Consider the following 14,796-nt stretch of genomic DNA (forward strand, 5'->3'; position numbering starts at 1 on the left):
CCATAGCTTAGCTGTATGGAAAGGAAATCGATTTGGTCCCTCGGGCAGGGCGTAAACATTTTGGACGCCAGGCGGCTAGGCAGCGAGTGGCGGATTTCGGCGGCGGCCGTCGGGTCTGCTGTCTGTCCGGATTGTGGAAGGCGATCAACACGCCGTCACGGCTGGCATGTGCGCGTTCTGCAAGATCTGCCGGCGCAAGGCGCCCCTGTTGTTGTGACGCTTCGCCTCCAGCGCTGGCAGTGTCGAAACGAAGCCTGCGAACGTAAGACGTTCACTGCGCAACTGCCCGAGGTCGCGGCGCCTTGAGCGCGCCGCACCGAGCGGGCCGCCGAAATCATTTATCTTCTTGGCCATGGCGCCGGCGGGCGTCCGGGAGAGCGCTTGATCAAGCGAATGGGCATGCCGACGAGCGACGACACGATACTGCGCTGTCTCAAACGACGGGTAAGGGGGCGGCGCTCGGAGGAGACGACACGAGTCGTGGGCATCGATGATTGGGCGTGGCGCAAGGGGTCCACATACGGGACCATCGTGGTGGACCTGGAGCGGCGGGAAGTGCTCGATCTATTTCCAGAACGCGCCGCGGGCACGACTGCGGACTGGCTCGAGCAGCATCCCGGCGTCGAGATTATCAGCCGTGATCGCTGCGGGTCGTTCGCCCAAGGGGCGGAGGAAGGCGCGCCGCAGGCGCGGCAAATCGCCGACCGTTTTCACATCCTGCAGAATCTGCGCGAGGCCATTCAGGCTCAACTCGGCCGCGCGGTCGGAATTTCGGTTCGTCCTTTGCTGCCGGCCGACGGTGAAGATGTCGCCAGCGTGAGAGACAAGCACGGCGGCGGCGAGCACCGCCGCCTCATCAGAGTGGCGAACGAGCGATCGAGGCAAGCGGTTTTCGATCGGGTCCGCGCTCTACACGAGGAAGGTAGAAATGTGATGGACATCGCTCGGCGAACGGGGTTCGATCGCCGCACGGTCATGAAATGGATCCGAGCCGATGCGCTTCCCGAAAGGAGCGCTGCCGCGCCAAAGACAACGTCACCAAGACATTTCGAAGATTATCTATCGCGCCGCTGGTCTGAAGGTTGCGTGCGCGGCCGTCGCCTTTTCCAAGAAATCAAAGCGCGCGGTTATACAGGGAGTTTTTCAAACGTCGAGCGACTTTTCGCGAAATGGCGCAATCCGAAATGCAAGACGGTGAAGGGCACATCGGCTCTTCCGAGCCCGCGACCTGTCGATCCCGCGACCGGACGTTCGATCTCGCCGATTGTTGCCACGGCGCCCTGCATCAAGCCGCGCGGGCTGTTGACTGGCAATCAGGCTGCGAAAGTCGATGCAATGAAGAAGGACTGGCCAGAGTTCGCGACAATGCGTCGACTCGCCATGCGATTTCGTGGCATGCTTAAAAGCAAGAACGTCGGTAAGCTCGTCGCCTGGCTGAGAGACGCTCAGAAATCGGGCTTGTACGCGATGCAACGTTTCGCTCGCACGGCGCAGAGAGACATCGACGCGGTGAGAAATGCGATCACCGAGCCGCGGAGCAACGGCCCGACGGAAGGACAAATCAATCGCCTGAAAGCGCTCAAACGAACGATGTATGGTCGAGCGGGGCCAGAACTCCTTCGTGCGCGTTTGCTTCCCGTGTAGCGGCCACCGCAACAGGAAGTGAGGAAGAACCCTACCGGGTCAATTTCGATCTGCACCGCGCGAGCGGGCTCTGGTTATGGGCTATGCTGCTCGTCTTCGTCTGGTCGAGCGTGTTCTTCAATCTGAACGGGGTCTACACAGGAGTGACGAAGTTCTTCTTCGATTGTGCGCCGCCCCCATGGGCATGGCCCGCGTGGCCCAAGCGCGACGATGCGACGAAGCCGCTCGAATGGGAAGAGGCGCAGGCGATCGGCGTGAAGCTGATGGCCGAACAGGCGCGCGCACGCGGCTTCGAGGTGGAGCGCGCCGATGCGCTCTATTACAAGCTCGGCAAGGGCCTAATTCAATACCGCGTGCGATCGAGCCTGGGTCTCGGCGACAGGCTGGGGATGACGTCCGTATTGTTCGACGCCTACACCGGCGACTTTGTCGCGCTGAGCCTGCCGACGGGCGACCGCAGCGGAGTCACGCTCACCTCCTGGCTCGCTGCGCTCCATATGGGCGCCGTGTTCGGCATGCCCTATCGCATTCTCGTCGGCGCTTTCGGCATGGCCGTCGTGATGCTGTCCGCGACTGGCGTCTATATTTGGTGGAAGAAGCGATCGTCATCCCTTCGGCGTTGACGCCGACGGCGACGATCGTCGTCGCCGACACGATGCGGCCATTCCAAAGACAGGGCCGGTCGCCCTCGAGCAGATCTGTTGCGCCGAGACGACGTCTTTGACTTTGCTTCGCAGCACGCGGCGCCGAGGACGGTGTTCTGTGGCAATGCAAATCGTGATGCGTCCTGTCGCTGCTTTTCGCGCTTTTAGATGATTTATGGATGTCGCACGCGCAATAGAGGTATCGATACTTACGAATATTTCCAATGAGACCAGGAGCGCGGTCCTCATTGGAATTGTTTCAGCAGCTGTATGCTTGTTTATCTTTCTTAACGACCGTAGTCGTCGGCCAAGAATTACAGCCGAGCGAGGTCGAACTCATGTCGCGCGTCACTCTCGAAGCATCCTCCACTGTCGCGTCGGCGCTTCTCATGTCGCTCGTCATAGGTTCCGCTCTCGCGCAGGAGGCGTTGCCGACAATCGATGTGGCGGCGCAGTCATCAGATGAAGGCGGGCGAGGGAAGGAGCGGCGGCCCATCATCGGACCGCTCGGCCCGGCGCCCGCCGAGGCCAAGAGCTTGAAGCAGATCACCCAGACGATCTCCGTCGTCGACCGGCAGCAGATCGAGCTCACCAATCCGACGGGCCTGCTCGAAATCCTCGCCCAGGCGCCCGGCGTCGCCATCGCCCGCGCCGGTGGTATCGGCGGACAGATTTATTTGCGCGGATTCAGCTCCAACACGATGCGTTCGCCGCTCTATGTCGACGGCGATCGGCTGCATGGCCGCAACACGCTGCAGCTCAATTACTTCGCGCCCGAAGAAATCGAGCAGGTCGAGGTGATCCGCGGACCGGCCTCCGTGCTCTATGGCAGCGACGCTCTCACCGGCCTCGTCAATGTCGTCACGCGGCAGCCTTCCAGCAATGTCGATGGGCCGTTCCGTTTCAGACGCGGCGGCGCGTCATTCGGTTACGCAAGCGCGGCGACGGCGCTCAGCACATATGAATGGGCGGAGGGCGCAGGCGACGGATTCTCGGTGAGGGGCGGCCTCGCAGGACGCAAAGGCCTCTCCTACGAGACGCCGTTGGGCGTGGCGCGCAACGGCGATTACCGCAGCATCGGCGGCGATTTCACGCTCGGCTATTCGCCGACGCCGGATCAACGTTTGCAAGCGAGCTTTCGTGGCTATGTCGAGACCGACGGACGCGCGGGCGGCGTCGGCGGCGCGCCCGGATATCCGTATCTCAATGTGCGGCAGAGCCCTAACGAGCTGCTGATGGGCCGCCTCGCCTATTCGGGCGATTTCACCGGCGGCCTGATCTCCCATGTCGAAGCGTCCGCCTATGTGAATTATTTCGACACGCATCTCGCCACGATCAATACGACGAGCGCAAAGCAGACGGTGTTCTCGGACAGCCATGTGATCGGGCCGGTCGTCATCGGCGGACGCGTGCTCGCCGTGGCGCCCTGGTCGATCGACGGCTTCGGCTCGGTGGTGACGAAATTCGGCGGCGACGCTTTTTACGAGCGCCGCCCCGGCAGCCTCGGAACCTCCGTCACCGCCACGCTCTCCAATGGCGTGGTGACGGCGCTGCGATATTCTCCGCTCACCCAATCCGTGCCGGAATCCTTCCAGACCAATGGCGGCATTTTCATGCTGCACGAATGGACGCCGTTCGAAGCGCTCACCGTCTCCGCAGGCGGCCGGCTCGACTATTTCAACACGCGCACGCGTCTGTCGCCGCTCGCTTCGGCCGCGCTGCTGTCCGCCTATGTGGCCAACAGCGACACCGACCGGCTGGCGCCGACGGGCAGCATCGGCGCCGTGCTGCGCGTCGCGCCCGCCCTCGACGTCGTCGGCAACATATCGACGGCCTTCCGCCATCCGACCAACGCCGAGCTGTTCAATTCGACGGCGACGTCGCTGCCAAATCCCAATCTGCAGCCGGAGACCGGCGTGACCTATGAAGGCGGGCTCCGCCTCCATGTCGCGGAGGCGACCGCCAGCATCACCGGCTTCCACAGCGTCTATCACAATCTTCTGCAGACGCAGTCGGTCACCTATATGGGCGTGTCGACCTACACGCAGAGCCAGAACGTCGGCCGCGCCGAAATCGATGGCGTCGAGCTCGAAGGACGCTGGCAGGCGACGCCGGAGCTCAATCTCTTCGGCAATTTCACCGCGCTCGAGGGCACGAACACGACGACCGGGCGGCCTTTGCCCTCTATCGCGCCATTCCGTGCGCGCTTCGGCGCGCAGGTCGCGCCGCCCGGCGCCGGCTATTCGCTGCAGGCCGTGCTCAACGCCGCCGCCGGCAAGACGCGCATCGACACGACGCAGGAATACAAGACGTCCGGCTATGTGGTGCTGAACCTCTATTCGAGCTTCGACCTCGGCGCGCTGATCTCGCCGAAGCTCGGCGACACGCGCCTCAGCGTCGGCCTCGAGAATGTTTTCAATACTGCTTATGTCGACGCCGCGACTTTCGCCAATGTGTCCTACGGCCGCAGCGTGACCAATCCGCTGTTGGAGCCCGGGCGCAATTTCATCGTCAAGCTCACGCATAATTTCTGATGCGGCTTCCGCTCGCTCGCCTCGCATCCGGAGGCGAGCGTGCCCGAGGCTCGCGTCACCAAAAGCTCACCAGAGCGGCGGGCCAACTAAAAGAAGGCGAGCCATAGGCCCGCCCTCTTTCTCGTCCTCTCGATGTCCGAGCCGATCACGAAGCCGCGTGCGGCGCCGCGTCATAGGCCTCTTCCGCCGGCAGGCTCATCAGGCGATCGGCCATGTCCTGCTTCAGCCATTCGAGCCGCTCTTTCTCGTCCGGCGTCGCGGGGCCGCGGCGAGAGAGCTCGATGAATTCGGCGCGCACGACGCCCGGACGCAGGGTCACATCGACGCTGGCGCCGCGATAGGCGAAGCGGAAGAAATAGCGCCCGCGCGGGCTCTCGACGACATCGGCCCCGCCGAGATCGAGATCGACCGTATAGCGCCCGCCGGTGACGGAGCGCGTCGCCATTTCGATCGCGTCGCGGCCGCCGGGACCCGGAAAAGCGGTGGCGATCGTCACCTCGTAGCGCTCCGGGCGGCCATCGGCGCAGAGCAGTGGAAAGGCGCGCTGCATCGCCTTGAAGCCATGCGCGGCCCCGCCGATGAAGCTGCGGCCGTGATATTTGAGAATATCCGCGAAGGAGATCGCGATCGGCTCGCCATGATCGAGCACCGTCAGCGAATCGTTGGTCATGTTTTTCAGAACTCCTCCTTCAACCACGGCAGAAAGCCGTCGAGAAATCGCGTCGCCGCCGGCATGAAGTGCGATCCGTGGTGATAGAACGGGTCGAGGCTCGTCACCAGCATGCGGCCCTTCGTCGTCACCTCGTCGAGATAGAGAACGGAGCGTCCCTCGGCGTCGCCGATCAGCGAGCGCGCGCCATCGGGCGGCGCGAAGACGCCGTGCAAATGCCAGGCGATGTCGTTCGCGCCGATTCGCGCGAACAGCGGATGGCGCGGATCGGCGATTGAAAGGCCGAGGCTCGCGCCGGGCTCGAGCCACCACCACCAATTGGTCGGCACGCTGGTGAAGCGGATCGACGGCAGCCACAAATGCTGATCGGTCTCGCCCATGGCGACGACGGCGCCGGCTGCGGCGAGATAAGCCTCGAGGCGCGCCCGATGCGGCGCGAGCCGGCTCGCGGGCGTTCGGCACGGCGCGAGCACGATGTCGAAGCGCGACAGATCGATATCGCCCAGCTCCTCCGGCCGCACGAGCGCGTCGAAGAGACGCGCATAGCGCGGCGCCTCCAGCGCTTCGCAGTGATAGGCCGTTCCCGGATGAATGGCGAGAATGCGCGTCATGACCACAGCGCCGTTGCTCCTGCGCACCAGGCGACGATTCGCTCGGCGAGCGCGACATTGACGGAAGGCTCGTCGCAGACGGTCCAGAGATCATTGCCGGCGTGCATCAGTAGCGCGCCCCCCGCGGGCCTCTCCCAGACCCAATCGATCGGCGCCGCCTGCGGTCCGACGCCGGTGAGCGCGCGGCCGCCTGGCGGCGCCGGCGCATGTCCGCGGCCATAGAAGCCGGCGACGCCGCGCCGCGTTTCCAACCGCGCGCGGTCGATTCCCTCGAAGACGGCGTGCTCGCCGAGCGCGACCAGCGCGAAATCGGCGCGGCGCCCGGCGCCGAGCGGAACGAAAGGCGCGAGCTCCGGCAGGAACGGCCGCGCGAGATGGCCCATGAAGGCGAGCCGCCCGCCGCGATCGAAGAAGGCTTCGAGCGCAGCCGAGCGGCGCGCGAATTCCACCTGGTCGAGATGCATCGTCGTGACGAGGCCGCGCGCCGCCGCGAGGCGCGAGTCGTCCAGCTCCGTCTGCCGCACCATGGCCAGCGCGCCAGCCGCGAGCGGCGCGTCGAAAGCCTTCGGCGGCGGTCCGTCACCGCTCAGCACAAGCAGCGTCTCGCGGTCGGCGGCCGTCATGGCGTGGCTCCCGCGAACAATGGGACGACGATCTCGATCGGCGCGCGGCCTTCATCCTCGAGGGTGACGCGCCGCACGGGCAGCCCATAGAGGCGCGTCAGATTGATTTCGTTCAGAATGGCGCGCGTCGGGCCGATCGAATGTTCCGAGGGTCCCAGCATGAGCAGCGCGTCGTCTGAGACGCTCAGCGCATGCTGCGGCAGATGCGTCGAGAACAATATGGCGTGACGCCCCTGCCGCTTCACCTCGCTCAGCACGGTGAGCAGGCGGTTCTGATTGGCGAGATCGAGCGCCGAGGCCGGCTCGTCGAGGACCAGCGCCGGCGAGCCGGTGGCGAGCGCACGGGCGAGCAGCACGATCTGCCGTTCGCCGCCGGAGAGCCGGTCGAACGGCCGCTCGGCGAAATCGCGCGCGCCGACGAGCTCCAGCGCCTCGAGCGCGGCGCGATAGTCGGCGGCGCCGGGCGCGCCGAACAGGCCGAGGCCGCGCGCCCGGCCCATGACGACGACATCGAGAGCGCGATAGGGAATGTCTGCGCCGATCGACTGCGACACATAGCCGATGACGGATGGCGCGATGCGGCGACCGGCGGAGAGCGGAACGAGCCCGGCGAGGGCCTTGATGAGCGTCGTCTTGCCGCGCCCGTTCGGACCCAGCACGGCGAGAATGCGGCCCGCCTCGAGCATGAAGGAGATGTCGGTGAATATCCACCGCCGGCCGCGTTGCGCGCCGGCCTTCTCGAGACCGATCATCCGGCGAGCTCCTTGCGGCGCGTCTGCCGCAGCAGAGCGGCGAAGACCGGCGCGCCGATCAGCGCGGTGATGACGCCGAGCGGTATCTCCGCCGCCGTGGCGCTGCGTGCGAGGCTGTCGACCAGCAGCAGATAGGATGCGCCGAGCGCCGCGGAAACGGGCAGCAGCGCCCGCTGATCCGAGCCGACCAGGAGACGCGCAGCGTGCGGCACGACCAGCCCCACCCAGCCGACGACGCCGGCGACGGCGACCGCCGCGCCCTCTATGAGCGCGACGGCGGCGAAGACGAGCCAGCGGTCGCGCTCGACCGAAAGGCCGAGGGCGCGCGCCTCCTCCTCGCCGAGCGAGAGGACATTGATGCGAAAGCGCATGAGCCAGAGCATTGCGGCGCCGGCGAGGACGCCGGGCGCCGCAATGCCGAGGCGCGCCCAAGTCGCGGCCGAGAAGCTGCCCATCAGCCAGAACACGATCGCCGGCAGCGAGCTGTTCGGATCGGCGAGAAACTGCAGCAGTGAGACGAGCGCCGCGAACAAGGCCCCGATGACGACGCCGGTCAGCACCAGCATCACCGTGTCGCTGCGGCCCTCGACGCGCGCCAGAACTCCGACCAGCGCAAGCGCGACGGCGCCGAAGGCGAAAGCCGCGCCGATGAGCGCGAAGCCGCTGAAGCCCAGCGAGATGGCCAGCGCGCCGCCGAAGGCCGCGCCGGGCGACACGCCGAGAATTTGCGGCGCCACGAGCGGATTGCGGAACACGCCCTGCAAGGCGGCGCCGCTCACGGCGAGCCCCGCGCCGCACAGCGCGGCGAGCAGAACGCGCGGCGCGCGCACGAGCAGTATGATGCGCTCGTCCATCGCGCTCCAATCCGCCGTCAATGGCGAGACGCGCGACAGCAATATTGCGATCGCCTTTTGCGGCGCGATCTGAAAGCGCCCGACGCAGAGCGCCGTCAGCGCGGCGACGAGAAGCAACACGAGGACGGCGAGCGCTCGCACCCAGCGTGGAAGCGCGCGCTTTTGCGGCGTGTCGCCGCTCGCGGTCACGAGCAGGCTCATTTCGACGCGCTCGCGGCGAAGCGATCATAAAAGCGCGCGTCGCCATTGATCTGCACGCGAAGCACCTCGTCCAGATCCGCTTGCGACGGCGTATGGCCGTAGAGCAGCCGATAGGCGTGCGCGATCTCTGCGCGCAGATCATAGTGGAAGGCCTCGGGATAGAGGAGATCGGCGAGCCACATCCAGGTCAGCGGGCTCTCCTGGCTGGGCGGGTCCCAGCGATAGCCTCCGATCGGCATTTTATAGACGCGCCGCTCGCGCGCGGCGCGCGTCGCCGACAATATCTCGTCGTCATAAATGCGCGCGGGCGTGAGCTTCTCCTCGAAGCCGTTGAGCAGGATCACATCCGGGTCCCATTGCGCGATCTGCTCGGCGTTGATCGCGGGCGCGCCGGCGAGACCGTCGGCGGCGTTGCGACCGCCGACGAGGCGGATGTAGAAATCATAGTAGCTGTTCGCGCCCGCCGCCGCGAGGCCGCTCGCGGCGCGTTGCAGATAGACGACACGCAGCCGCCGCGCTTCTGGAATGTCGCGCGCCGTCTTCTCTATGTCGATGATCGTCGCCGCGCGCCAGTCGATCAGCTCTTTCGCGCGCTCCGGCTTGCCGGCGATATCCGCCATCAGCGTGAGATTGCCGCGCGCGAGCGACTCCGTTCCATAGCGCAATAGCGCTGTGCGAATACCGGCGTTGCGCAAGGGGCCGACGATGTCGTCGCCGCGATCGCCCCATTGCACGACGACATCCGGATCGAGCAAAGCGAGCGTCTCGACATTTGGCATGAATCCATCCGCGCCGACGCCTGCGACGGACGCGTCGATGGCGCGCGCCTGCGGAAACATGCGTCCGAGCAGACCCTCGTCGATCGCTCTCTTCGAAGAGGGATGCATTCCGACGAGCCGTTGCGCCGAGCCGTCCACAGCGATGAAGGTGGAGGCGGAGGGCATGGGAATGGTGACGACACGCTGCGCCGGACCGGGCAAACACACCTCCCGCCCCGCGAGGTCGCCGAAACAATCGGCTTGCGCGCGCAACGGCGCGCAGGAAGCGACGATAAGGGCCGCGCCGCCGACAATCCCCACACAACTCATGCCCACCTCGCAGAAAGCGTTGCGCGAACGCACTCGTCTCGATTATTCGAGAAGCGTCCGAGCTGCATCGACCCGACTCGAGATCGCAACGGCGCGATCATCTGTTCGTTCACGACGCTCGTGGAGCCGGCCCACCAAGTCAATAGCGTCGCTTGGTCCTTGGAATTGTTGCAGTATCCATCATCGTGAGCGCCTCGCGCTCCGAGTGTGGAATGCTTCGAAAGACGCCTCGGCTCTCACGCGATCCAAGCGCCGGGACCGAGCGCATGCGCATCTAGAATGGTCGTCCCTCCTGTTCTATAATCTTCCATAATCTGGCGGGAACGCGTCGCTATCTTGGTGGAGCCATCGTGCGATCCGTCCTCGGGCGGCTGTGGCGTTTATCGAATCCTGTATGTGCTTTCTCCACTTCTGTGTCTCGCGATCATGCCTCGGGGCGTCGAGCCGGCGGTTCGGGACGTCCGCGCCGCGACACATCCGAAAGCAAAAACTGGGGAATTGGGTAGATGGGAAATCTCTTTGAAAAGTTTTTTGGATCCATGCTCAAACTGGCCATATTCGCGTATCTCCTGATCGCGCTCTGGTTCGGCGCTACACGAGACCACGCCAACCGCAGCACAATCTCGGCGATAATAGAAGGCTCGACCTGGCCGATCACTCTGATCCTCGATCGCTGGCATTCAGAGGATCAGAAGGCGATCGAGGCGCGGGTGAACGCAGCCGTCGATGATGCTCTCGCCAAGGATCGCGCGCTTCGCAAATCGCTTTCGACGCTTCCCCCCGACACGCCGCAGCCCGACATGCCGAGCGGCCAAAATCCCGCGCTGGACTGGGCCTTGTCGAAGCGACCGTCAAAATGAAGAAAAGAAAATGTCACCCTTCCAGGCCTCCCGCGCCATGACGCCGGCGGGACCTAGAATGGATCACGCGGCGCCGAGCGGAACAGCAATAATTCGCCGCCGCCTCGATAATGCGCCGCCTGAACGCGCAGCTCGGAAGCGTCGCGCGAAGAGTGCGAAAGGGGGCTGTCGATCGTGCCCCTGGAGATGGTGTAGCTCAGGTCGGTCCCGTTCGAGGGACTCCGTCATCAGTCGGTTTGATCAGGCGGCCACGGCGGGCAGCTTGACGATGGGATCATCGCTCAAAGCGGCGATTGTTTCCAGGGTCATATAGCGGCCACGCTGCACGGCCCATTCGTCATTCTGTTCCAACAAGATCGCGCCGACGAGGCGCTTGATCGCCTTCTCGTTCGGGAAGATGCCGACGACCTCGGTGCGGCGCTTGATCTCGCCATTGAGGCGCTCGATGCCGTTGGTGGACTGGATTTTCGGCCAGTGATCCTTGGGAAAGCTCGCATAGGCGAGCACGTCGCATTCGGCGTCGTCCATGAAGGCGGCGAGCTTTGGGAGCGTCGGCCGGAGCTGATCGGCGACCTTGCGCCATTGCGCCTTGGCGGCGCTCTCGTCCTCTTGCGCGAAAGCGGTGGCGATCAGCGCCGAGACGACGCGCCTTCCGCTCTTACCGGCGTGGGCGAGCGCGTTGCGCATGAAATGCACGCGGCAGCGCTGCCAGGAAGCGTTCATCACCTTGGCGACGGCGGCCTTCAGCCCCTCATGCGCGTCGGAGATGACGAGCTTGACGCCGCGCAGTCCTCGCCGGCGCAGGCCGCGCAGGAACTCGGTCCAGAAGGTCTCGGCTTCGGAGGGACCCGTTTCCATTCCGAGAACTTCACGCCTTCCATCGGCGTTGACGCCGACGGCGACGATCGTCGCCACCGAGACGATGCGGCCGTTCTGGCGCGCCTTCACATAGGTGGCGTCGATCCAAAGATAGGGCCAGTCGCCCTCGAGCGGGCGCTCGAGGAAGGCGTCGACCTTCTCGTCGATCTCCTCGCAGAGCCGGCTGACCTGGCTCTTGGAGACGCCGGAGCCGCCCATGGCTTTGACGAGATCGTCGACGGAGCGTGTCGAGACGCCATGCACATAGGCTTCCTGAATGACCGCTGCGAGCGCCTTCTCGGCCATGCGGCGCGGCTCGAGGAAGCAAGGGAAGTAGGAGCCTTTTCTCAGCTTGGGGATGCGCAGCTCGACGGTCCCGGCGCGCGTCTCCCAATCGCGATCACGATAGCCGTTGCGCTGGACACGGCGGTCCGCCGAACGCTCGCCGTGGGCGGCGCCGGTCAGGGCGCCGACTTCGAGCTCCATCAGCCGCTCGGCGGCGAAGCCGATCATCTCACGCAGGAAATCCGCGTCCGGGGACTTTTCCAGCAGGGCGCGAAGGTTCATCATATCGTCGGTCATCGGTGTTTCCTCGGTTGCGTTCGAATCGCAAACCGATGCTACCGGAGAACCGCCGATGACCGCCCAGCGGCGCTCGGACGCGCTGCGCGTCGGCCTACGGCCTACGGCCTCCGCTCCGCGCGCCCGAGCGCCGCTGCTACACCTCTCCAAGGGGCACGACCGGGCTGTCCGAATTTCCGAGGCCGGCTCTCCGCGTCGAAAGCCCAAACCGATTCCCACCTCGATGCAGAGCCATTCGATCCCACGGCCGACGTTTTGCCGCCGCCTCGGAGGCGACGAATATCGCAAAATGCTTTCCACATCGCCTGGCGAGCGCCGACACGAAAGCAGGGTGCGACGATGAGCGGATTCGACGCGCTGGTGATTTCCGCCCTCGTGGAAGCCGCACTCGCGTTTCTGGTCACGCGAACCCTGGGGTGGGAGAGTCGTGGCGATTTCCATGTCGCCGCGGCCTCGGCGGCGGCCACAGCGATCACCCATCCTCAGCTGTGGGCGGCGGCGCTCTGGGCCTATGACCGTTTTCCGTTCTGGCAATCAGCGTCGATTCTCGAATCGGCCGTCGTCGTGATCGAAGGCGTTTTGATCGCCTGGATGGCTCAATTGCGCATCGATCGCGCAATGCTGGCGTCGCTCGTCGCCAATTCGGGATCGCTCGCGATCGGCCTCTGGCTCGTCGGCCCGTCATGAGCCGTCAGAGCCGTGATCAGCACCGGAATTTCTATCCATGCATGGATAGACGCGGCGATCCCATAGACTGCGCGCGCCTGCGCGAAATTGCTGAAGAACTCCAAAAGGCCGAGCGTCGTCACGCCGACGCAGAGCAGCGCGAACAGACGACCGTCCGGTCGCGCGACGAGGCCGAGGGCGCCCGGATCGACCCGCTGCAAGAGCATCGGCAGAATGACGATGACCGAGAGGTAATGCGCGCCTTGCGCCGCCACCGAGGCGCTGAAAAGATCGATCGCCCATGACGCGTCGATGAATTGCGGCGGCACATAGACCCTGAGATGATCCGAAAGGGGACCGGCGCCGAACGGATCGACCGGCGCGAGCCCGCCGAGCAAATTCGCGAGCGCGGCGCGTGGCCAACCGGTCGCCACGACGAGCGGCGCAATGATGAAGCCGCCGATCGCCGCCGCCATGATGCGCGGCCGCCCGGCGCTCGGGGCGAGCTGCCAAAAGAATCCGAGCGGCGTCAAATTGTGAAGAATCGCCAATAAGGCGAATGCGGCGAAGGGCGCCGTCGCGGCGCCCACGCCGATCGCGCCGCCGACAAAGAGCGCAAGTCCGCGCCGCAGCCCATTTCCTCCGAAGCAGAACAGAGCCGACAGCGCCACCCCCAGAAGTTCGAGCGGAGCGCCGATCTCGGAGGAAAGAACGTCGAACACGACGCTCGAACGCACCACGACGATAATGGCGAGCAGCGTCGCGACGCCGATCAGAAATCGCCGATCGATTTGGCGTCCGAAGCGCCGGTCGACATAACGCAACTCGCTCAGCACATGCGGGAGCCCGAAGAAGGCCAATGTCGTGGTGTAGACAGCGAGCGGCGCCAGGATCACGCCGGCGACGAAAATCATCGCGCCGACCAATGCGAGGGCTACGCCCCTGTTCGACAAAGCCATCACTGCTTTTTCTGATTCACGCGCGAAACTGGCGACCGTTCGCGGCTCGGAGGGGCCGGCGGATTCTCCGGCTCTGGCGGCGGAGGAGGAGGGGGCGGAGGCCTCCTAGGAGTAGGAGGGAGAATATCGGCAAAGACCGGACTCGCGGACAGACAGAATGCTGTAAAGGTAAGTAAGAGTTGTCGCCTCGACATGATTGCTGGTTCTCCTACACAACACAATCGAGGCAGCCTGCGAGGCTGCGACAATCGCCTCTCGGAGAGGCTATACCAATCGGATCGGGTGTCAAAAGGTTACGACACGATCATGAAGCCGCATCGCGCGTCGCCGAGCTCGTAGATGCTTCACCATCCAGGCGTTCAAAGCCGCCGAGGATCGCGAGGGCGATCATGGTGGCGGCGCAATGGCCGTCTCACCGCTCCTTTTGTTTGAAAGGTAGGGCATGCGTTTGATCGTCAACACAGCCGGCGTCGCCATGGTCGCAGAGACGCCAGAAGAGGCGGATCTGATCGCCCAGGCGGCGACCAGAGTCGGACATGTTTTCGAACTCTATTCCAAGAACCCGGGCGAGTGCCGCTTCATTGATCGGGGTGCGCGGGAATTTGCCTGCCGCGAACCGATCAACGTGGTCTGGACCGAGCGCGGGCTGGAGGAACGCTGGCGCCCGATCAGCAATCTCGCGCCCACCGCTTTCGAGCTCGATGGGCAAGCCTATGCGAGCATCGAAGGATTCTGGCAGGGATTGAAGTTCAGCGACCCGTCTGAACGCACGCGTATTGCGAGGCTGAGCGGAACCGAAGCGATGCGGGCCGGTCAGGCGGTGGAGGTCGGGGAGAGCATCACCTTTCAAGGTCAGAGCCTTCCTGTCGGCGGGACCGAACACTGGTCGTTGATGCGGCGGGCATGCTGGGCGAAATTCGAGCAGAACGAGGCCGCCCGTCTGGCCTTGCTGGCCACCGGCGACCGCCTTCTGACTCATAAGGTTCGTAGGGATAGTCGTACAATCCCGGGCGCCATCCTGGCCGACATGTGGATGTCCATCCGCGTGAAACTGAGGAAACATAGGCCTGCGCGTGCGGGATAGGGGCTTTCCTCGACGCCTCATCGCAAAACCGGAGTCCACTTTCGCGGGGTCGATACAGGAGACCTGCGGTTCTCCGATCGGCTGGCGATCTCGACGGCGTTCGCACTTCTGAAGGGGCCCGCTAGAGCATTTCCAGCCGAAGTGGACACCGGTTCGGCGTTGGAAA

12 protein-coding genes and 2 pseudogenes are annotated in these 14,796 nt (G+C 64.8%); 6 read left to right on the plus strand and 8 right to left on the minus strand.

Annotated elements, in window-relative coordinates; genetic code table 11:
• Positions 1-15: 15 nt before the first annotated feature.
• The 3 genes and pseudogenes from EDE12_RS19800 to EDE12_RS19810 all read left to right on the plus strand — a co-directional run bounded on the left by EDE12_RS19800 (position 16) and on the right by EDE12_RS19810 (position 4,822).
• Positions 16-1,644: pseudogene (locus EDE12_RS19800) on the plus strand (ISL3 family transposase).
• Between the two features lie 29 nt (positions 1,645-1,673).
• A pseudogene (locus EDE12_RS19805) lies at positions 1,674-2,267 on the plus strand (PepSY-associated TM helix domain-containing protein); the annotation flags it as partial.
• A gap of 359 nt (positions 2,268-2,626) precedes the next feature.
• Positions 2,627-4,822 carry a TonB-dependent receptor gene (locus tag EDE12_RS19810; RefSeq protein ID WP_026597696.1) on the plus strand — a complete coding sequence of 732 codons (2,196 nt, stop codon included), beginning with the start codon at positions 2,627-2,629 and terminating at the stop codon, positions 4,820-4,822.
• A gap of 145 nt (positions 4,823-4,967) precedes the next feature.
• On the opposite strand, the gene EDE12_RS19815 is transcribed toward EDE12_RS19810, so the two are convergent.
• From EDE12_RS19815 to EDE12_RS19840, 6 genes are read right to left on the minus strand one after another with little or no spacing between them, the layout of a single operon-like run.
• On the minus strand, positions 4,968-5,492 hold the full coding sequence (locus EDE12_RS19815) for a hypothetical protein (protein ID WP_026597695.1): 525 nt from the start codon (positions 5,490-5,492) through the stop codon (positions 4,968-4,970).
• Between the two features lie 5 nt (positions 5,493-5,497).
• Positions 5,498-6,103 (minus strand): hypothetical protein, encoded by a 606-nt coding sequence (locus EDE12_RS19820; RefSeq protein WP_026597694.1) that lies wholly within the window; start codon positions 6,101-6,103, stop codon positions 5,498-5,500.
• Entirely contained in the window at positions 6,100-6,726 is a 627-nt protein-coding gene (locus tag EDE12_RS19825) for a hypothetical protein (protein ID WP_036289942.1), read from the minus strand. Before EDE12_RS19825 ends, EDE12_RS19820 begins: the two co-directional genes overlap by 4 nt.
• Positions 6,723-7,478, minus strand: coding sequence for an ABC transporter ATP-binding protein (locus EDE12_RS19830; protein WP_024881863.1), 756 nt, complete (start codon positions 7,476-7,478; stop codon positions 6,723-6,725). The genes EDE12_RS19825 and EDE12_RS19830 overlap by 4 nt, the downstream gene beginning before the upstream one ends.
• Positions 7,475-8,533 (minus strand): iron ABC transporter permease, encoded by a 1,059-nt coding sequence (locus EDE12_RS19835; protein WP_026597692.1) that lies wholly within the window; start codon positions 8,531-8,533, stop codon positions 7,475-7,477. Before EDE12_RS19835 ends, EDE12_RS19830 begins: the two co-directional genes overlap by 4 nt.
• A complete protein-coding gene (locus tag EDE12_RS19840; RefSeq protein WP_166671900.1) occupies positions 8,530-9,513 on the minus strand; it encodes an ABC transporter substrate-binding protein in 984 nt (327 codons plus the stop codon). Before EDE12_RS19840 ends, EDE12_RS19835 begins: the two co-directional genes overlap by 4 nt.
• Before the next feature lie 614 nt (positions 9,514-10,127).
• Between EDE12_RS19840 and EDE12_RS19845 the strand changes: the two genes are divergently transcribed.
• On the plus strand, positions 10,128-10,481 hold the full coding sequence (locus EDE12_RS19845) for a hypothetical protein (RefSeq protein ID WP_134188250.1): 354 nt from the start codon (positions 10,128-10,130) through the stop codon (positions 10,479-10,481).
• 240 nt (positions 10,482-10,721) lie between these two features.
• Here EDE12_RS19845 and EDE12_RS19850 read toward each other — a convergent pair whose 3' ends face one another.
• Entirely contained in the window at positions 10,722-11,921 is a 1,200-nt protein-coding gene (locus tag EDE12_RS19850; protein WP_026597690.1) for an IS256 family transposase, read from the minus strand.
• 339 nt (positions 11,922-12,260) lie between these two features.
• Between EDE12_RS19850 and EDE12_RS19855 the strand changes: the two genes are divergently transcribed.
• Positions 12,261-12,608 carry a hypothetical protein gene (locus tag EDE12_RS19855; RefSeq protein WP_134188251.1) on the plus strand — a complete coding sequence of 116 codons (348 nt, stop codon included), beginning with the start codon at positions 12,261-12,263 and terminating at the stop codon, positions 12,606-12,608.
• Here EDE12_RS19855 and EDE12_RS19860 read toward each other — a convergent pair.
• Positions 12,518-13,546: a hypothetical protein gene (locus EDE12_RS19860; RefSeq protein WP_134188252.1), complete on the minus strand. Its 1,029-nt coding sequence runs from the start codon at positions 13,544-13,546 to the stop codon at positions 12,518-12,520. The genes EDE12_RS19855 and EDE12_RS19860 overlap by 91 nt on opposite strands.
• 442 nt (positions 13,547-13,988) lie before the next feature.
• Here EDE12_RS19860 and EDE12_RS19865 point away from each other — a divergent pair, with 442 nt between their 5' ends.
• Positions 13,989-14,630, plus strand: a complete 642-nt coding sequence (locus tag EDE12_RS19865) for an NADAR domain-containing protein (protein WP_026597688.1) — start codon at positions 13,989-13,991, stop codon at positions 14,628-14,630.
• Positions 14,631-14,796: the final 166 nt, after the last annotated feature.

The organism is Methylosinus sp. sav-2 (genome assembly GCF_004366495.1).
Taxonomy (GTDB): domain Bacteria; phylum Pseudomonadota; class Alphaproteobacteria; order Rhizobiales; family Beijerinckiaceae; genus Methylosinus.